Below are 18,447 nucleotides of genomic sequence, written 5' to 3' on the forward strand. Positions count from 1 at the left end.
AAGAAGGGAGGAAATCAAAGTGCTGGGAACCGTTTTAAAAAGACTTGCACAGGGCATTTTTGTTACCTTTTGCGTTATATTTATCAGCTTTGTAATACTTCGAATGATACCGGGAGATCCGGCGAAGGTCATGGCTCCGACAGCAACAGTAGAACAGCAGCAGGCGATCAGAGACAGTATGGGACTGGAAAAGTCCATCCCGGAGCAGTTTAAAATGTACATGGTGAATCTGTTCCACGGAGATCTTGGAGAGTCATATTTCAAGAGCGATACAGTCCTGAATGTTATGGAGCAGGCCACACCTTTATCATTGATACTGCTGATATCTTCAGTGGTCATATCGATCATATTATCCCTGATCCTGGGAACCATCGCAGGACTAAATGGAAATAAATGGGAGGATCGTCTCATCTCGAGTATTGCGGTACTGTTCCAGTCAATGCCTAACTACTGGGTATCCTCCGTGTTGATCATTATTTTCTCAGTCAGACTTGGACTGCTGCCGTCAATGGATTATTCAGGACCTGCATCCTGCGTGCTCCCGACAGTTGCACTGGCACTCCCGCTCACGGCGGTGCTTACCAAGGTGGTGCGTTCCTCACTGATAGACAGCTACAATCAGGAATTTGTCAAGGTTGCATATGCGAGAGGAATATCGACAGTGGCGATATATTTCAAATACGCACTCAGGAATTCACTTATCCCTGTACTGATATCCCTAGGAACACAGCTTGGCTTTCTGGTAGGAAGTATCGTTGTTGTCGAGTATGTATTTAACTTCCCGGGAATCGGATACACGGTGTTAAATGCGATCCTTCGAAGAGATTACAACCTGGTTCAGGGAATTATCATTCTGTTTTCCGTATTCTTTATTGTTTTGAATATTGCCATTGATCTTGGAAGTATCCGTCTTGATCCACGAATGAGAAAAGCACAGGGAGGACTGTAATTATGAAGAAAAAAAGTAAATTTAGATCAGTCCTTCAGTGGATTGGTAAAAACAAATTATTTACACTTGGAATCATTATTGTAGGAATCTATCTCCTTGCCGGAATCTTTGCGCCGCTCATCGCGCCGTCGGACCCGGGCAAGGCAAACCCATCCATCAGATTATTGAAACCGTTTCAGGATCCGGCACACTGGCTGGGAACTGATGCCATAGGACGTGATCTGTTCTCGAGACTTTTGTATGGGATCCGTACCTCAGTCATAATTGGTTTCTGCAGCGTTCTGCTGGCCGCCATCATAGGACTGATAGTCGGAATCATATCCGGTCTCACAAGTCCGGGACCTCTGGATTCAGTGCTGATGAGAATCACCGATGTACAGATGGGATTCCCATTTATCGTACTTGCCATGATCGCACTCACACTGTTCGCACCGAATGAGGTGTCGGTAACCATAGTGCTGAGTCTGGCACTGTGGCCGGCCTATGCGAGAACGGTGCGGTCAAATGTAATACCCCAGAAGAGCACAGATTATATCGCAGCGGCAAAGCTCATGGGGGCGAGCTCATGGAGGATATCCACGAAGTATATCGGCAAGAATCTGATCCCTGCCATGCTTCCTCTCATACCGCTTGATATCGCCGGAATGATCATCAACGAGAGCTTGCTCAGCTACATGTCACTCGGTATAAATCCGCCAAAGATATCCCTTGGAAACATAATGTCCGATGCCCGTGGCTATATTGCATCTGATGCATGGTATATCATGATCCCCGGCATCGTTCTTATCATCATGGTTCTCGGACTGAATTTTATCGGTGACAATCTTCAGGTTCATTTCGATCCAAAGCTTCGCAAATAGGAGGATAACAGTATGGATAATAATACAGAAAAAGATACAGATGTGATCCTTGAGGTAAAGGATTTAAAGACCTATTTCAAGACCGGTCCGCACAAAGTCGTGAAAGCAGTTGAGGGAGTCAACTTCTCACTGCGGAAGGGCAAGGTGCTTGGAATAATAGGAGAGAGTGGTTCCGGCAAGAGCGTGACGGCGAGATCGATACTGAGGATCGTGGAATCTCCGGGTTACATAGCAGGCGGCGAGATCAGGTTCAAAGGTCAGGATATACTGAAGCTCCCAGAGAAGGAGATGAAGAGCATCCGTGGAAATGAGATCTCCATGATATTCCAGGATCCTACTACATCGTTCAATCCCTACATGACAATTGGAGCACAGCTTGCCGAGGCCTATAACGCACATACCCCATCGGGTTCAGAAAAGGCAAAACAGGAGATAATGAGAGTTCTCAAGCTTGTCGGAATAACCAACGGCGAGGAGGTCATAAAGAAATACCCGTGTGAGTTCTCAGCGGGTTTCAGACAGAGGATATTCATAGCGATGTCAATGATATTGTACCCGGATCTGCTCATAGCGGACGAGCCTACAACAAGTCTTGGAATCACCATTCAGGCGGAGATCATCGAAGCCCTCAGTGAGGTGCAGAAGCAGACCGGCATCTCCATCATGATAATCACCCACGACTTTGGCGTGGTGTCCCAGTTCTCAGACGACATATTTGTCATGTATGCGGGAAGATGCGTGGAGTCGGCATCCAAGAAGGATCTGCTCAGAAATCCAAAGCATCCTTATACGGTTGGACTTATCCGTTCTGTTCCGCTTCTCGAGGCTCGTAAGACGAAGAGACTGAAATCCATTCCGGGATTCCCGCCGGATATGTCAAATGTCCCGGAGGGATGTCCATTTGCTTCCCGTTGTGAATATGCGAAAGATATATGTCATAAAGAGGTGCCGGCACTGAAACCGGTTGGAGAGGGACATATGTGTGCCTGCCATTTCCCACTGGATTATGACATTAACGAAGATACAGAATTGGGGTGATCATATGAAGGATATAGTATTATCTTGCGATAATCTGCTGAAGCAGTATCCGGTGAAAAAGGGAATGTTCAACAAGGTTGTCGGACAGAAGAACATAGTCGACCATGTCTCGCTGGAGCTGGAAAAGGGCAAGACACTTGCGATCGTCGGAGAGTCGGGCTGTGGCAAGACGGTGCTGACGAGAGTCCTGTTGGGAATTGAGGACAAGACGGACGGAAGTATCGTATTTGAAGGAAAATCCGTGGACGATATGACGCCCCAGGAAAAGAGCGATATGAAGGCAAAGATACAGATGATCTTTCAGGACACTCTGGGATCGCTGCATCCGAGAATGAGTATCCGTGAATCACTTGAGGAGCCATTGATCCTGAATGGAGTGAAGGACAAGGAGGAGAGGGAGAAGATCATTCTGGACACACTTTCACAGGTTGGAATGGCACCGATGTTCCTTGACAGATATCCGCATCAGTTATCCGGTGGACAGAGACAGAGGATAATCATAGCGCGGTGTCTGGTCGTCACACCGAAGATCATATTTGCCGATGAGCCTATATCGGCACTGGACGTGTCATTGCAGGCACAGGTCATAAATATGCTGATGGATCTGCAGGACAAATATAAGTTGTCCATGCTGCTGATCGCCCACGATCTGGCTGTGGTGAGACAGATCGCGGATCAGATAAAGATCATGTATTTCGGAGAGATAGTCGAGAGTGCACCGAGCAGCGAGATATACAAGAATGCGCAGCACCCATATACAAAGGTTCTGCTCAAGGCGGCTCCGAGTATAAGCAAGGGACTTGAGGATGCGGGCTTTGACATAGACCTTAAGCCAGGTGATATACCTGATCCGGCAAAGCCGATGCCGGGATGTCCGTTCTGTACACGCTGTATATATGCGGATGAACGTTGTATGAAGGAGCGCCCGGAGGAGACAGAGGTATCACCGGGACATACGGTTCGCTGTCACAAGGCAGGACAGATATAACAGAGATTAAGGAGGAATCGTGATGGAATATAGTGCAGTCAGTACGATATGGATTATGGTAGGAACGGTACTCATTTTCTTCATGCAGGCGGGCTTTGCGATGCTTGAGACCGGCATGACGAGGGTAAAAAATGCAGGAAATATCGCCATGAAGAATCTGGTTGACTATTGTATCGGTTCGGTGACGTTCTGGTTGATAGGATTCGGAATTATGTATGGCGGCGACGGAGCTGTACTGGGTAAGATCAAGGGCGTGGCAATGGAATCGGTATATGGAGGCGGCATGCTTCCTGACGGGATCCCATTCTGGGCATTCCTGATATTTCAGACAGTATTCGCTGCGACGGCGGCGACCATCGTGTCGGGTGCCATGGCGGCGAGAACTAAATTTGCAGCATATTGTATCTACAGTCTGATGATAAGTCTGGTGATCTATCCTATATCGGGACACTGGATATGGGGAGACGGCTGGCTGGCACAGCTCGGATTCCATGATCTTGCCGGATCCACAGTTGTACATATGGTGGGCGGTGCCGCTGCATTTGCAGGAGCGTGGATGCTCGGCCCGCGTATCGGAAAATATTCAAGAAGCGGAAAGTCGAAGAAGATACCGGGACACAGCATGCCGCTCTCGGTGCTTGGAATATTTATCCTGTGGTTTGGCTGGTTCGGTTTCAATGGAAGCTCGGTTCTGCCGCTGACAGGAGATACGGTGTCGCTTGTTGGTAAGGTGTTCTGTAACACCAATCTATCCGCTGCGGCTGGAGCAGTTTCAGCGATGTGCATAAGCTGGGCGTGGAAGAAGAAGCCGGATATCGCCATGACACTCAACGGCGCTCTGGCAGGCCTGGTTTCTATCACTGCGGGAGCCGACGTTATAAGTACACCACTTGCGGTGTTGGTCGGAATCGTGGCCGGAGCGATAGTAGTTGGGGGAATGCATTTCATAGAGAACGTGGTAAAGATAGATGATCCTGTGGGAGCCATTGCGGCACATGGATTCGGAGGCCTGTGGGGAACTGTAGCGGTTGGATTATTCTCTGATGGAACCGCCACAAAGACAAAGGGACTGCTGCTCGGTGGCGGTGGCTATCAGTGCGGAATCCAGATCCTTGGCGGAATAGTTGTGTTCCTGTATGTATTTGCAGCTTCGGCACTACTGTTCAAGATCGTTCAGAAGACCATCGGCCTTCGTGTATCGGCTGAGGATGAGATGGATGGACTGGATATCAGTGAGCACGGATTTTCAAATACTTACACAGAGGTGCTGTCCTCAGACGGAATAAGCGCGCCTATGATGAATGTGCCTAAGATCGATGGCAAGGCATTTGACAGCACAGAAAATGCGGAGAATCTTAACATATCCAAGGTGGTCATCATAGCGAGAAAGAACAAGCTTGACGCACTGCTTCACGCCATGAATGACATAAATGTAACTGGAGTTACGATCACGGATGTGACCGGATATGGTATACAGAAGGGAAATAATGACAAATATTACCGCAGTTCGGATGCGGATCTGAACCTGCTTCCTAAGGTGAAGGTCGAGGTCATAGTCAGCACTGTACCTGTGTCCAGGGTTGTGGAAACTGCGGAGAAGGTGCTGTACTCCGGCAACTATGGCGATGGCAAGATATTCGTATACGATGTGAAAAATGTTGTGAAGGTTAGAACCGGAGAGGTTGGAAGAGAAGCATTGATTGATGAGAGCAAGTAGGAGAGGAGGCTTTTTTATGCGCAAGACAACAATTGATGAGGCGATCGCAAGGGTCGATGACTGGAAGGGCAAGGAGATCAGTTACAAGCCCGTTTCAGGAGGAATAACGAATCCGAATTTCAAAGTGGATGTGGAGGGAGAGCATTTCTTCCTCAAGATACCGGGAGCCGGCACGGATTACATAAACCGTGAAGTATGCCACGAGGCAAATGTGATCGCGGACGAGAGCAAGGCAGGCCCAAGAGTCTATTATTATTTCGAGGATACAGGTGTTGAGATATTCCAGTGGCTTGACGGCTACCGCCAGGTGACATTTGGCGATGTGTATGACAAAGATATATTCCAGTCGATATTCGAGAGGATCAGGGACTTCCACCATCTCGAGACAAAGCCGCTGAACCTGAAGCAGAGCATATTTGAACAGGCGTGGGATATGAACGCAAGGGCGAAGAAGGGCGGCTATATATCACCGTTTAATGACAAGATGGAGTATCTGCTCTCTGCTATTGAGAAGGCACTGGCGGGCAGTGAGGAGCTGTGTCCGTGCCACAATGATTTCTGGACAAACAACCTGATGTACAACGAGGAGACAAATGATCTGAAGATCATAGATTATGAGTATGCGTCCATGAATGATCCTTATGTGGATCTGGGTCTGATATCTGCTGTGAACTATTTCACCGAGGATATGGACGTGGAGATGATGAAGATATACGGCGGAGGCAAGGTTGATGAGAGAGCATTTGCCAGAATGAAGCTGAACAAGATAGCCTGCGATATCAAGTGGGCGTATTGGGCACTGTATCAGGCGGCCAGCTCCAACGTGGAGTTTGATTACATGAACTGGTATGGACAGAAGATGGCGAGACTGCAGCATTTCTGGCTCGATTCAAGGCTGGATTACTGGCTCGACGTTGCGAGGGAGAAGAGTACCCGTATCAGTTGATGATCAGCAGATCGTATTATGAAACCGGTTCAGGAAAGGGAGATGTATATCATGAAAGATTATTATAAGAATATGGAAGATTCATGGGTAGAATTTGTCAGTAAGAATATACGCGCACAGGCATATTCCGGGGAGGAGAGAGCCACCTCGGAGGTGTTTATGCAGGCCATGGAGGAGCTTGGTATTGAGCATTTCCGCGATGAGTGCGGCAACGTGGTCGGAGTCATCCGCGGAGAGGGTGACGGTCCAAACGTGCTTCTGACTGGACATATGGATGTTGTGCCTGAGGGAAGCATAGATGCATGGAGTCCGTATTCGCCATTTGAGCCGAAGGTGGAGGATGGAAAGTTATACGGCAGAGGCATAAGCGATATGCTTGCTGGCCTGACTTCGGAATTCTTTGCATTTATGGAGATCAAAAAGCTGGTGGATGCCGGGGCGAAGATATCGGGCAATCTTATATTTGCTGCAGTCGTCCATGAGGAGCCGGCGGAGAGTATCGGAACGATTTATCTTATGGAGCACACTCTTCCGGAGCACGGCCTTGATGTTGACCTGTGCTATCTGGGGGAGCCGTCAGACGGCAATCTTGCCATCGGACAGCGAGGCAAGATCGAGCTTGTCATAGAGGTGTACGGTAAGGTGGCGCACTCGTCTGCTCCGCAGGAGGGCATAAATGCTGTTGAGAAAGCTCTCCCTATAATGGATGCGATCATGCATAACTTTGGCAGGGAACCGCTCGTACATGAGATGGGTAAGACGTCCATGGTCATCACTGATGTGGTGGTAACACCGGGACAGAAGTATTCCTGTGTGCCGGACTATTGTGAGATCACAGTGGATCAGAGATATGTGCCACCTATGACCATAGAGGATACGGTGAGCAGGGTTCAGAAATTCCTGGATGAGCAGAAGAAAAATGATCCTGAGCTCAGAGCTGTCGTTCATCCGAGAATGAATAAGAGGACGTGTTACACCGGTTATGAGGCGGAGGCGGCAAAGCAGCATCCGGCGTGGGTGACCGGCAAGGATAATGAGTATGTCGAGCTGACATACAGGACGCTTAAGGAGCTTGGTCAGGATGTTGAGAAGATATACTGGCAGTTTGGAACCGACGGAAGCGTTATATGCGGCAAATACAACATACCGACTATAGGATATTCGGGTGCGATGATGAGTCAGGCGCATCAGGCACAGGAGCATGTGGAGATCGACAGGATCCTCGACTGTATAGAGGGATATACTGCGGTTCTCTGCAGGCTGTATGGACTGGATATGCCGGAATAAAGGTTTACACGGCACCGCTTATTCTGATACAATCATGTTGCAGGTTAGAAAACATAGGGCTCAGTTTATAAGGAAGTAAGGGAGGGGACAGATGTTAGCAGATCAGCGTAAACAGATAATATTGGATCAGGTAAATCTTAATCATTCGGTTACTGTTGCCAGACTGGTTGAGCTGCTGGGCGTGTCGACCGAGACGGTGAGACGTGATCTTGAGGATCTTGAAAATAACAACATGCTCACGAGGGTACACGGCGGTGCGGTTTCTGTGAAGAAGAGATACCGGTTTGAGAATATGGATGTCAGGGGCACATCCAATATGGAACTCAAGGAGCAGATAGCCAGGAAAGCGCTTGAGTATGTGAAGGATGGAGACACCATAGCGATAGATTCAGGCAGCACGGCGTCATTGTTCGCCATGGCACTGAAGGCGCGCAATTTTGACTCACTATCCGTCATAACCTATTCCTCGGAGGTGTTCTCCATATTATCGGAATGTGAAAATTACAGGATAACCCTGCTGGGCGGTGAATATCTCCCGAAGGAGAAGTTGTTTTATGGCTTCCTGACACATGAGGCGATGCAGAAACTGTATTTTTCAAAGGCATTTGTAGTACCTTCGGCACTTTCGGTCGAGGATGGCGCACATGATTTTATAAGGGAGACCTATGAGAATCAGTGCATGCTGATAGGCCATGCTAGCGAGGTATTTCTGCTGGCGGACAGCACGAAATTCGAGACAAAGGGAGATTTCAAGCTCAGTGATCTCCAGCCGGAATTCACCATCATAACCGACGATAAGCTTCCGGAGTCCGTATACAATATGTATAGAGATCACAAGCTGAACGTGGTAAGTTGATGACAGTCAAAAAAGTGTCTGTTTGCCTCTCTTTGGGTGTACAGAAGATCGATAAAATAGTATAATAAATATGCTATATAAAAGATTGGACGGACAACTAAAGGAGGGTTATGGTTATGTACGAGAACAAGGATATGCTCAGTTGGCTTGGCTATTTTGCAGACATAATGAAGGTCAGTCCTGAGAAGATAAAGATGCTGAATATATGCGGAAAGCAGAAGAACGTTGTTCCGACTATAGACACACACAAGAGAGTTCTTATATTTGCAGATCAGAGTCATGAGGATCTGTTGTACACGCTTTGGGAGAAGGGCTTTGGCGAGTATGACATGTGGTATGCAGAGGGTGTGGAGCCCGGCGGCGAGGTTCACCATGACAAGCTGGAGAAGGTGCTGAACAGGAAGATAACAGGGCCTACAGTTATATTCATCATGAACGAGAAGACAAGGGAATCCGTCAGATACGGAATTGCAAATGATTTCTTCTCGGCTGGAACAGTACACTATGTCGGCAAGGAGATAAGAGCAGTCATCATGAGTCTGCTGGATGTGGATACGCATGACACCATCCTGGCACTCCAGGCCGAGAGTATAGTCATTGAGGCTGCGATCGTGGCAAGCGAGGGCAACATTATAGCCGTTGAGCCGGACGAGGGTTCGAGAAGATCCATGGAGGAGAATGTTGACAAGTTCGGAGTACATAATGTACAGATAATCCCAGATATGAGCGAGGAGACTCTGGCAGCCATACCTGTTCCGAGACTGGCATTCATAGTTGCAAATCATTATCTGGAGTCAGATATGGAGAGACTGCTCAAGATCAATCCGAATATGCAGTTTGTCATATACACACTTGATCTAGGAATACTTGCACAGGCAAAGCTCATATTTGACAAGCTCGGAATAAAGAATATGGAGGCTATTCAGATATCTGTATCCAAAACCAACAAGGACAACATGTTCGTTACCCAGCCGTCACCATGGCTTATCACCGGTGGAGCAGAGTAATCGACATCATAATATTTATATATAAGAAAAACCGCCTTTATGTAATAGGCGGTTTTCTTGTGTCTTCCAGACGGACGATTCCGAGGATCGTTCCCAGACAAATGATATCACTTGTGAGATACAGGGATCTATCACATCTGCTGACAGCTTCAAGGTATGGTGAGCCATCTTTTTCTGTATATTTTCTGATCATCTCGACTCCATTCTCGTTCAGGAATAACGCAATATCTCCGAAATGAGGAAAGTTTTGTTCCACGGCTATAATATCATCCTTAATATAGATAGGATGGAGCATATTGGTCGTGAGCCTCAGACAATAATCTGCCTTTGGAAAATAATCGGCGGGTATCTCTATAAATTCTGTCGCGTGTGTTGAGTAGTCTGAATTGGAAGCAAGCGTGTGAGTTGAGGAAATACACGGAATCCTGCGCGTTTTGGCGCAGTACGCATCCGCTGAAGGAAGCTTCTTCTGCATGTGATCTTCGGAGTCCGCCATTAGCATGACCATCCGCTTGCCGTGGATGTTGAGTGTTCTGTATTTTTGCAGGAGATACAATTCCTCGTCCGTAAGGCTGCGCCTGTGGAGAAATCCATCCATGGTACATCCAAGTGCGTCTGCGATGGATATCATAAGCTGTATTCCCGGGCTCTTGGTCTTGCCGCTCCTGATGGCTTTTATCGTATCCTCAGAGACATCTGTCATCTCAGCTAACTGACTGATCGTAACCCCGCGTTCAGCCATGACTTCCCTGAGTCTTTTCCCTATATCGTATTGTTGCTGCATGTAATTCACCTCAGTAACATTATATAATAGAAGAAACAGGCTTGTCCAGTTGAAAAGTGTAAGAATATACACTTTTGCGATTTGTGTGTGCGCAGAAAAGTGTATGAACTGCTCTTTAATATGAAATTAAATATGATATAATGAATTTATCTGTTACATCGAGAGATGACAAGGGGGTCATTTTCTACAATAGTCTGTCACAATGGGGGTGACGGATTACGGCAGAGGGAACAAGGCTATCACGTGTCGAGCGTTAGGGCGTCGAACACGAGATAGCCTTTTTTCGTGGGGGGGGGCGAAGGACGGCTGGGTATTCTTCCGCGGGGCGGGTATAGCAGATGATATACAGCCGCGGAAGAATACCCAGCCTGTTTCTGGCGGAAGGGTGATGGGAGTGGCGAATTTTACTTTGATGATTTGGAAGAAAAGCTAATTATAAACGAAATGTTAAAATTATAAAAAAAGTATAAACTGGCGATATGTTAGATTTTATGCGGGTTTCTTGGGAAAACTGTGACAAAAAACTGTTTTTGTTACGAAAAATAATACAAAAATAAAAAATGATTAAAATTTGACTATAAGGGCAAATATATGACTTTAAATTTGTTTTGAATGGTGATAAAATACGCAAGCAAGGAGCGAGAGTAGCTTTTTAGAAAAAAAGATAGGGGAGTATGACCGTATGAATGTAGTATTTTTTGATGTAGACGGCGTACTGAATTCGGAAAAATTCCTGTGTGATAAACAAGGGGAGTTTATCAATCCAAAGAATGTGGCGAATCTTAAAATGATAGTTGATGCCACACATGCTAAGCTGGTCATGACAAGTGACTGGAGAAAACAGGTGATTGATAAGGATGTCAGTAAAGCTCATGTAAGAGAACTGATAGGCAGACTTGCCGATGCTGGAATGGAAGTATATGGGGCAACTTCTTCAGGGGATGAGCTCAGAAGCAAGTATGGAGATTATACCAGAGCCTGTGCAGTCAAGGATTATGTGACTGCGAATTCCGTAGAGGGATATGTCATACTGGATGATATGGATATGGACTGGGAGGCTCATGAACTCGATTCTCACTGGATCAACACAGAGAACGTACTTGTGGGGCTGTCTGAGGCAGATGCCAGGAATGCTATTTCTATAATAAACAAATAATAAATGAGAGAAGAAATAGTGTTTTGACATATAGGTGGTTGCGAAATAAGTAATTGAGAATGTGCCTGATGGGTATGCTAAAGCAGCTCAGACACTAGGATATTTGAATTTTCGCAAACACCTGATAGAAAACAGTGTGAAAGGAAGTGATGTCTTACGGATCTGGCAGAAGAGTTATCCAATGAACTCCAATGCAAAACAGTATTTACAATACCAATATTTGGTGGAATACCGGTAACAGAATCTGTGGTGGTAACATGGATCATTATGGCAGTGCTTGTGCTGTTGTCGATTATCCTTGTAAGGAATCTAAAAGTTGAGAATCCGGGTAAGAAACAGCTTGTGTTGGAGACCATAATAACTACTTTTAACAACCTGTTCAAAGGTGTTATCGGAGAGGCGGGCATGAAGTATGTTCCGTATCTGATAACGGTTATTCTGTACATCGGCATGGCCAACATCATGGGTGTATTTGGCTTTAAACCACCGACAAAGGATCTGAATGTGACAGCCTCACTGGCCATCATGAGTATCATACTCGTACAGGTGGCAGGAATACGAGGAAAGGGGACAAAAGGCTGGGTCAAGAGTTTTGCAGAGCCGGTAGCAATAGTTGCACCGCTTAATGTACTTGAGCTTGTCATCAAGCCGCTGTCGCTGTGTATGCGACTTTTTGGTAATGTTCTCGGAGCATTCGTCATCATGAAGCTGATAGAGGCAGTAGTTCCACTCATTGTCCCTATCCCACTCAGCCTGTACTTTGATTTCTTTGATGGATTTTTACAGGCATTTGTATTTACTTTCCTGACTACGCTTTACATGCAGGAAGCGATGGAGTAAAGATTATCTGATTTTAAAAATGAAAATAAGAAGGAGAAAATGATATGAACGGATTATTAGCAATTGGAGCAGGTATAGCAGCATTAGTAGGACTTGGCGCAGGACTTGGAATTGGTCTTGCAACATCAAAGGCAGTTGAGGCTGTAGCTAGACAGCCGGAGGCAGACGGAAAGATCACAAAGCTTCTTATCATCGGTTGTGCCCTTGCAGAGGCAACAGCTATCTACGGTTTCGTAATCGGACTTCTTGCAATCATTCTTCTTAAGTAATCAGATTTTTGGTCAGATGGATATTTTAATAGAAATATCTAATAGAAATCTGGAATTGCAGAAGAGATGCGGATAATAGAAACAGAAAGATAGGAGTGGCTATATGATTGATATAGAATTTTCTACAATAGCATTCACCATTATCAACTTAATAGTTCTGTTTCTTCTTTTGAAGAAGTTCTTGATAGGACCGCTCAACGATGTCATCAAGAAGAGAGAAGATATGATCGCTGGCACCATATCGGATGCCAACAATCAGAAGGCTGAAGCAATGAAACTCAAGTCTCAGTATGAGGATACCCTTGCAGGGGTTGATGCTGAGTGCAGGGATCTCCGTGAGAAATCCCGTGTGGAGGCCCAGAATGAGTACAGCCGTATCATAGATCAGGCTGATGCAAAGTCAGTCAAAATGATAAAGGATGCGGAGAAGACCATAGAGATCAAGCAGAACAAGGCACTTTCTGATATGCAGTCACAGATCGCAGAGCTTGCCATGGTAGCAGCCGGCAAGATCGTGGGCGGTGAAGGTGATGCGGAATCAGCAGGAGCTGCCATGTATGACGAGTTTTTGAATGAAGTAGGTGATTCAGGTGACACAGAAGGCAATTAATTACGGAATTGTCCTCTATCAGCTTGGAATCAGTCAGGACATGGTGGAGGAGATAAAGGCGCTTGTGGATGGTAGTCCGGAGCTGGTATATGCGCTGGCAGATCCGGTGGTCAGCCATGCAGACAAGCGCAAGGTCGTTGACAGGGTATTTGACAGATTTGGCAACAAGGATCTGGTGAATTTCATGAAGACTCTGTGTGACAACGATGGATTTGACATGATACATGACATATTTGACGAGTATGAGAAGTATGCCAGAGAGCGGCAGGATATCCTTTCGGCAACTCTCTATTATGTTACACCGCCAACTGATAAGCAGAAGGTAGGTATCGAGAACTTCCTTATGAAAGAGTACGGAAGCAAGGCGGTACAGCTTTCCATGGTGGAGAAAAAAGAATTGATAGGTGGATTTGTCATAAGAACGGGAGACCGCGAGTACGACAGAAGCATTCTGGGCAGGTACAAATCCCTTAGACAGAAACTGGTTATGAGGTGATAAATTGAGTTCAATTAGTTCAGAGGATATTATTTCTATACTCAAAGAAGAGATAGAGAATTATGATTTTGACTCCAGGGACAAAGAAGTCGGTAAGGTCATCTATGTAGGTGATGGAATCGTAACCGTATACGGTATAGACAATGCCATGTACGGCGAGATCGTTGTTTTTGAGAATGGTGTCAAAGGTATGGTTCAGGATATCAGAAGAACAGAGATAGGATGTATTCTGTTCGGTCGTGATACAGGAATCAAAGAAGGAACAAAGGTCAGCAGAACGGGAAAGCGTGCAGGCATCCCTGTAGGCGATGCATTTATCGGACGTATAGTTGATGCCCTTGGAGCACCTATAGATGGAAAGGGCAGCATAGAGTCAACGGATTATCGTCCAATAGAGAATCCGGCTCCAAGCATAGTTGATCGTAAGTCGGTCAACCAGCCGCTTCAGACAGGAATCCTCTCGATAGATGCCATGTTCCCAATCGGAAGAGGACAGAGAGAGCTGATCATAGGAGACAGACAGACAGGTAAGACATCCATAGCGATAGATACCATTCTGAATCAGAAGGGCAAGGATGTCATCTGTGTATATGTGGCTATAGGCCAGAAGGCTTCAACAATAGCCAAGGTTGTAAATAACCTGAACAAATATGATGCCATGGACTACACGATAGTCGTTGCATCTACAGCAAGTGATTCAGCACCACTTCAGTATATTGCGCCTTATTCAGGTACAGCGATCGCTGAGTATTTCATGCATAAGGGCAAGGATGTGCTGATCGTGTACGATGATCTGTCAAAGCACGCTGTTGCTTACAGAACATTGTCACTGCTTCTCGGACGTTCACCAGGACGTGAGGCATATCCTGGAGATGTATTCTATCTCCATTCAAGACTTCTTGAGAGATCAAGTAAGCTTAAGGATGAGCTGGGCGGAGGCTCCATCACAGCCCTTCCTATTATCGAGACACAGGCAGGCGATGTATCTGCTTATATACCTACAAATGTTATATCTATCACAGATGGACAGATATTCCTCGAGAGCGATCTGTTCTTCTCAGGTATGAGACCTGCTGTCAACGTCGGTCTGTCGGTATCACGAGTTGGTGGTGCAGCGCAGACAAAGGCGATGAAGAAGGCCGCAGGAAGTATCCGTATCGATCTGGCACAGTACAGAGAGATGGAGGTGTTCACACAGTTCAGTTCAGATCTGGATGAGAACACCAAGGAGCAGCTGCAGTACGGCAAGGGACTTATGGAGCTTTTAAAGCAGCCTTTGTGCAATCCGCTGTCAATGGCAGAGGAGGTTATCATCCTGGTAGCAGCTACCAATAAGGTATTCCTTCCGGTAGAGGTTTCAGAGGTCAAGAAGAAGAAACTTGAGATGCTTGAATACTTCCACAGTGCCCACAAGGATATCGTGGATGAGATCGAGGAGAAGCAGGTGCTTACCGATGAGCTGAAGGACAAGATAGTCGCAGCTGCTAAGGAGTTTATCGAGAGATAGATTTCAGGAGAAATCAGAAGATTCGTTGAGAGGTGATTTGATTGGCAAATACCAAAGAAATCCAGAATAGAATAAAGAGTATCAAGGATACTCAGAAGATCACCAATGCAATGTATATGATCTCATCGTCCAAGCTGAAAAAGGCGAGGACAGATCTTGAGAACACGGAGCCTTACTTCTACACACTCCAGGTTGCTCTTGCCAGAATGCTCAGACATGTTCCTGAGATGGAGCATCTGTACTTCGACAGCAGAGAGGAAATCAAGGAAGAGGACAGAAGGCGAGGTTATCTGGTCATTACCGCCGACAAAGGTATGGCTGGTGCCTACAACCACAATGTAATCAAGATCGCTGAGCAGGAGCTTGCAACCCACCCAAACAGTGAGCTGTATGTAGTCGGCCAGGTGGGAAGACACTACTTCGCCAAGAAGGGAGTGCCTATAGATATACATTTCCAGTATACAGCGCAGAATCCTAGTCTTCACAGAGCCAGAGTCATAGCGGACAAGATGCTTGAGAACTATGAGAATGGCGATATAGATGAGGTATACATCATATATACCAACATGAAGAGCAGTGTGGTCGTTGAACCGCAGATGATACAGCTCCTCCCTATGAAGAGGACTGACTTCGCAGGCGTTCCTGCGGATGTGTTCCACGAGGAGATTACCATGGAGCCTTCACCGAAGGCAGTGCTTGACCGAATCGTACCAAACTGTGTCATGGGATATATATACGGCGCTCTGGTAGAGTCCTTCTGCAGTGAGCAGAACAGCCGAATGATGGCGATGGACTCAGCCACAAAGAGTGCCAAGGAGATGCTGGATGATCTCAATATCAAATACAACAGAGCAAGGCAGGCAGCCATAACGCAGGAGATCACAGAGATCGCGGGCGGCGCCAGAGCTCAGAGAGACAGGAGCTAATAAGCTCAATAAATAATTGTAAAGGAGGTCTGATGTTTTGAAAAATGGTAAGATAGTACAGGTCATGGGACCTGTCGTAGACGTAGAATTTCCAGACAACGATCTGCCATACATCAAGGATGCTCTTGAAGTAGATAATCATGGAAAAAAATGTGTTATGGAAGTAGCACAGCACGTAGGAAATAATACAGTAAGATGTATCATGCTGTCCGCCAGCGAGGGACTTTCAAGAGATATGGAAGTCGTTGCGACCGGATCAGGAATCAAAGTTCCAGTAGGAAATCAGACACTTGGACGTCTGTTCAACGTGCTTGGTGAGACAATAGATGGCAAGGAGGATCTCTCAGACACAGAGCACTGGGTAATCCACAGAGAGCCGCCAACATTTGAGAATCAGAGTCCTGTCATTGAGATACTTGAGACAGGTATCAAGGTCATAGATCTTCTTGCACCTTACTCAAAGGGTGGTAAGATCGGTCTGTTCGGCGGTGCCGGAGTTGGTAAGACAGTCCTTATCCAGGAGCTTATCCAGAATATCGCATCCGTACATGGTGGATACTCAATATTCACCGGTGTTGGAGAGCGTTCAAGAGAGGGAAATGATCTGTGGACAGAGATGAGCGAGTCAGGCGTTATCGACAAGACCGCCCTGGTGTTCGGACAGATGAATGAGCCACCTGGAGCCAGAATGAGAGTTGCAGAGACAGGACTTACAATGGCAGAGTATTTCCGTGATGTAAATCATCAGGATGTGCTTCTGTTCATCGACAATATATTCAGATTTACACAGGCAGGTTCAGAGGTTTCATCACTTCTTGGACGTATGCCATCAGCCGTTGGTTATCAGCCAACACTTGCAAATGAGATGGGTGAGCTTCAGGAGCGAATCGCTTCTACCAAGGAAGGATCAGTCACGTCAGTCCAGGCCGTATATGTGCCAGCCGATGACCTTACAGATCCTGCCCCAGCCACAACATTTGCGCATCTGGATGCAAATACAGTTCTTTCAAGAAAGATCGTTGAGCAGGGTATCTATCCGGCAGTAGATCCGCTGGAGTCAAGCTCACGAATTCTTGAGGCTGATATAGTCGGCGAGGAGCATTATAATGTTGCAAGACGTGTACAGGAGATACTTCAGAAGTACAAGGAGCTGCAGGATATCATCGCAATCCTCGGTATGGAGGAGCTGTCAGATGAGGATAAGCTTACAGTTACCAGAGCCAGAAAGGTTCAGAGATTCCTGTCACAGCCATTCCATGTTGCTGAGAACTTCACAGGTATTCCTGGAAAGTATGTAAGTCTCAAGGATACGATCAAGGGCTTCAAGATGATCGTTGACGGTGAGATGGACGAGTATCCTGAGTGGGCATTCTTCAATGTAGGTACTATAGAGGAAGTAAAGGAAAAGGCCGAGAAAGGTCAGTAAAGGAAGTGCGTAGATGAATACATTTTATCTGAGAGTTATTTCCAGCAATAAGATATTCTTCGAAGGCCGAGTAGAGAAGATCATTCTTCCACTTGAAGATGGAGAGAAAGCGGTTCTTGCACATCACGAGAACATGGTCATAGCCACCAGCATAGGCGAGATCAGGATTACCACCAGCAAGGGTGAGCAGGTAGTCGGTGTTGTCGGTGAGGGCTTTGTTCAGATAGTAAATAACCGAGTTGTCCTTATCGTGGATTCCGCAGAGAAGCCGGAGGATATCGACAGGGTCAGAGCCAAGGAGGCAAAGATCAGAGCGGAAGAGAGACTCAGACAGAAAGAGAGTCTGAAGGAATACAAGCAGAGCGAGGCATCACTTGCCCGTGCACTCACAAGACTCAGAGTGACAGAGAAGATATAAAACCCAGCGCAGAAACCCCAAGCGCCTGCTTGCAGGCATTTGGGGGTTTCAAGCGGTTTTAACGAGAAGTCGTTCGGCGTAAGCCGAACATAGAGCGCGTCAGCGCGGGACTTCGAGTCTAGAAGAATCCCGTCAGTCGAAAGTGCAGCGGGACGAAGACAGAGCGCGTCAGCGCGGGACTTCGAGTCTAGAAGAATCCCGTCAGTCGAGAACGTCAGCGGGACGAAGACAGAGCGCGTTAGCGCGGGACTTCGAGTCTAGAAGAATCCCGTCAGTCGAAAGTGCAGCGGGACGAAGACAGAGCGCGTCAGCGCGGGACTTCGAGTCTAGAAGAATCCCGTCAGTCGAGAACGTCAGCGGGACGAAG

At 46.7% G+C, this 18,447-nt stretch carries 19 protein-coding genes; 18 read left to right on the top strand and 1 reads right to left on the bottom strand.

Features of this window, described 5'->3' with window-relative positions; genetic code table 11:
- Positions 1-19 precede the first annotated feature (19 nt).
- From DW159_RS09130 to DW159_RS09170, 9 genes are all read left to right on the top strand, one after another.
- Positions 20-949, top strand: a complete 930-nt coding sequence (locus DW159_RS09130; RefSeq protein ID WP_055145097.1) for an ABC transporter permease — start codon at positions 20-22, stop codon at positions 947-949.
- A gap of 2 nt (positions 950-951) precedes the next feature.
- A complete protein-coding gene (locus tag DW159_RS09135) occupies positions 952-1,809 on the top strand; it encodes an ABC transporter permease (RefSeq protein ID WP_117550193.1) in 858 nt (285 codons plus the stop codon).
- A gap of 12 nt (positions 1,810-1,821) precedes the next feature.
- Positions 1,822-2,847, top strand: a complete 1,026-nt coding sequence (locus DW159_RS09140) for an ABC transporter ATP-binding protein (protein WP_015534631.1) — start codon at positions 1,822-1,824, stop codon at positions 2,845-2,847.
- A gap of 4 nt (positions 2,848-2,851) precedes the next feature.
- Entirely contained in the window at positions 2,852-3,835 is a 984-nt protein-coding gene (locus DW159_RS09145) for an ABC transporter ATP-binding protein (protein ID WP_015534632.1), read from the top strand.
- 22 nt (positions 3,836-3,857) lie between these two features.
- Positions 3,858-5,552 (top strand): ammonium transporter, encoded by a 1,695-nt coding sequence (locus DW159_RS09150; RefSeq protein WP_117550196.1) that lies wholly within the window; start codon positions 3,858-3,860, stop codon positions 5,550-5,552.
- A 16-nt stretch (positions 5,553-5,568) separates the two neighbouring features.
- Positions 5,569-6,498, top strand: a complete 930-nt coding sequence (locus tag DW159_RS09155; RefSeq protein ID WP_055145103.1) for a choline kinase family protein — start codon at positions 5,569-5,571, stop codon at positions 6,496-6,498.
- A gap of 51 nt (positions 6,499-6,549) precedes the next feature.
- A complete protein-coding gene (locus tag DW159_RS09160; protein WP_158547597.1) occupies positions 6,550-7,785 on the top strand; it encodes a M20 family metallopeptidase in 1,236 nt (411 codons plus the stop codon).
- A gap of 91 nt (positions 7,786-7,876) precedes the next feature.
- The gene (locus DW159_RS09165) at positions 7,877-8,641 is read left to right on the top strand and encodes a DeoR/GlpR family DNA-binding transcription regulator (RefSeq protein WP_117550200.1); all 765 of its coding nucleotides are present in this window, start codon (positions 7,877-7,879) and stop codon (positions 8,639-8,641) included.
- Between the two features lie 116 nt (positions 8,642-8,757).
- Positions 8,758-9,648 carry a Precorrin-6B methylase 2 gene (locus DW159_RS09170; RefSeq protein ID WP_117550201.1) on the top strand — a complete coding sequence of 297 codons (891 nt, stop codon included), beginning with the start codon at positions 8,758-8,760 and terminating at the stop codon, positions 9,646-9,648.
- A gap of 37 nt (positions 9,649-9,685) precedes the next feature.
- Here DW159_RS09170 and DW159_RS09175 read toward each other — a convergent pair whose 3' ends face one another.
- Positions 9,686-10,432 (bottom strand): helix-turn-helix domain-containing protein, encoded by a 747-nt coding sequence (locus DW159_RS09175; RefSeq protein WP_117550203.1) that lies wholly within the window; start codon positions 10,430-10,432, stop codon positions 9,686-9,688.
- A gap of 682 nt (positions 10,433-11,114) precedes the next feature.
- Here DW159_RS09175 and DW159_RS09185 point away from each other — a divergent pair.
- From DW159_RS09185 to atpC, 9 genes are all read left to right on the top strand, one after another.
- On the top strand, positions 11,115-11,588 hold the full coding sequence (locus tag DW159_RS09185) for an HAD domain-containing protein (protein ID WP_117550206.1): 474 nt from the start codon (positions 11,115-11,117) through the stop codon (positions 11,586-11,588).
- Positions 11,589-11,750: 162 nt separating this feature from the next.
- Complete coding sequence (locus DW159_RS09190) at positions 11,751-12,428, top strand: F0F1 ATP synthase subunit A (protein ID WP_071849465.1); 678 nt, start codon at positions 11,751-11,753, stop codon at positions 12,426-12,428.
- A 44-nt stretch (positions 12,429-12,472) separates the two neighbouring features.
- The gene (atpE, locus tag DW159_RS09195; RefSeq protein ID WP_004852001.1) at positions 12,473-12,697 is read left to right on the top strand and encodes an ATP synthase F0 subunit C; all 225 of its coding nucleotides are present in this window, start codon (positions 12,473-12,475) and stop codon (positions 12,695-12,697) included.
- A gap of 103 nt (positions 12,698-12,800) precedes the next feature.
- Entirely contained in the window at positions 12,801-13,307 is a 507-nt protein-coding gene (atpF, locus tag DW159_RS09200) for a F0F1 ATP synthase subunit B (RefSeq protein ID WP_117550208.1), read from the top strand.
- Positions 13,288-13,803, top strand: coding sequence for an ATP synthase F1 subunit delta (atpH, locus tag DW159_RS09205; protein ID WP_117550210.1), 516 nt, complete (start codon positions 13,288-13,290; stop codon positions 13,801-13,803). The genes atpF and atpH overlap by 20 nt, the downstream gene beginning before the upstream one ends.
- Before the next feature lie 4 nt (positions 13,804-13,807).
- On the top strand, positions 13,808-15,310 hold the full coding sequence (gene atpA, locus DW159_RS09210) for a F0F1 ATP synthase subunit alpha (RefSeq protein WP_022216972.1): 1,503 nt from the start codon (positions 13,808-13,810) through the stop codon (positions 15,308-15,310).
- Between the two features lie 41 nt (positions 15,311-15,351).
- On the top strand, positions 15,352-16,236 hold the full coding sequence (gene atpG / locus DW159_RS09215) for an ATP synthase F1 subunit gamma (protein ID WP_117550212.1): 885 nt from the start codon (positions 15,352-15,354) through the stop codon (positions 16,234-16,236).
- Positions 16,237-16,273: 37 nt separating this feature from the next.
- The gene (gene atpD, locus DW159_RS09220; protein WP_022216970.1) at positions 16,274-17,662 is read left to right on the top strand and encodes a F0F1 ATP synthase subunit beta; all 1,389 of its coding nucleotides are present in this window, start codon (positions 16,274-16,276) and stop codon (positions 17,660-17,662) included.
- A gap of 13 nt (positions 17,663-17,675) precedes the next feature.
- Entirely contained in the window at positions 17,676-18,080 is a 405-nt protein-coding gene (gene atpC, locus DW159_RS09225) for an ATP synthase F1 subunit epsilon (protein WP_117550214.1), read from the top strand.
- The last annotated feature ends 367 nt before the right edge of the window (positions 18,081-18,447 follow it).

Origin of the sequence: Coprococcus sp. AM14-16 (assembly GCF_003434675.1) — a bacterium.
In the GTDB taxonomy this organism is placed as follows: domain Bacteria; phylum Bacillota; class Clostridia; order Lachnospirales; family Lachnospiraceae; genus Coprococcus; species Coprococcus aceti.

Excerpts from the sequence above, each read along its gene's own strand:
- DW159_RS09135 (WP_117550193.1), top strand. The coding sequence starts at position 952 with ATGAAGAAAAAAAGTAAATTTAGATCAGTCCTTCAGTGGATTGGTAAA.
- DW159_RS09140 (WP_015534631.1), top strand. The coding sequence starts at position 1,822 with ATGGATAATAATACAGAAAAAGATACAGATGTGATCCTTGAGGTAAAG.
- DW159_RS09145 (WP_015534632.1), top strand. The coding sequence starts at position 2,852 with ATGAAGGATATAGTATTATCTTGCGATAATCTGCTGAAGCAGTATCCG.
- DW159_RS09150 (WP_117550196.1), top strand. The coding sequence starts at position 3,858 with ATGGAATATAGTGCAGTCAGTACGATATGGATTATGGTAGGAACGGTA.
- DW159_RS09155 (WP_055145103.1), top strand. The coding sequence starts at position 5,569 with ATGCGCAAGACAACAATTGATGAGGCGATCGCAAGGGTCGATGACTGG.
- DW159_RS09160 (WP_158547597.1), top strand. The coding sequence starts at position 6,550 with ATGAAAGATTATTATAAGAATATGGAAGATTCATGGGTAGAATTTGTC.
- DW159_RS09165 (WP_117550200.1), top strand. The coding sequence starts at position 7,877 with ATGTTAGCAGATCAGCGTAAACAGATAATATTGGATCAGGTAAATCTT.
- DW159_RS09170 (WP_117550201.1), top strand. The coding sequence starts at position 8,758 with ATGTACGAGAACAAGGATATGCTCAGTTGGCTTGGCTATTTTGCAGAC.
- DW159_RS09175 (WP_117550203.1), bottom strand. The coding sequence starts at position 10,432 with ATGCAGCAACAATACGATATAGGGAAAAGACTCAGGGAAGTCATGGCT.
- DW159_RS09185 (WP_117550206.1), top strand. The coding sequence starts at position 11,115 with ATGAATGTAGTATTTTTTGATGTAGACGGCGTACTGAATTCGGAAAAA.
- atpE (WP_004852001.1), top strand. The coding sequence starts at position 12,473 with ATGAACGGATTATTAGCAATTGGAGCAGGTATAGCAGCATTAGTAGGA.
- atpF (WP_117550208.1), top strand. The coding sequence starts at position 12,801 with ATGATTGATATAGAATTTTCTACAATAGCATTCACCATTATCAACTTA.
- atpC (WP_117550214.1), top strand. The coding sequence starts at position 17,676 with ATGAATACATTTTATCTGAGAGTTATTTCCAGCAATAAGATATTCTTC.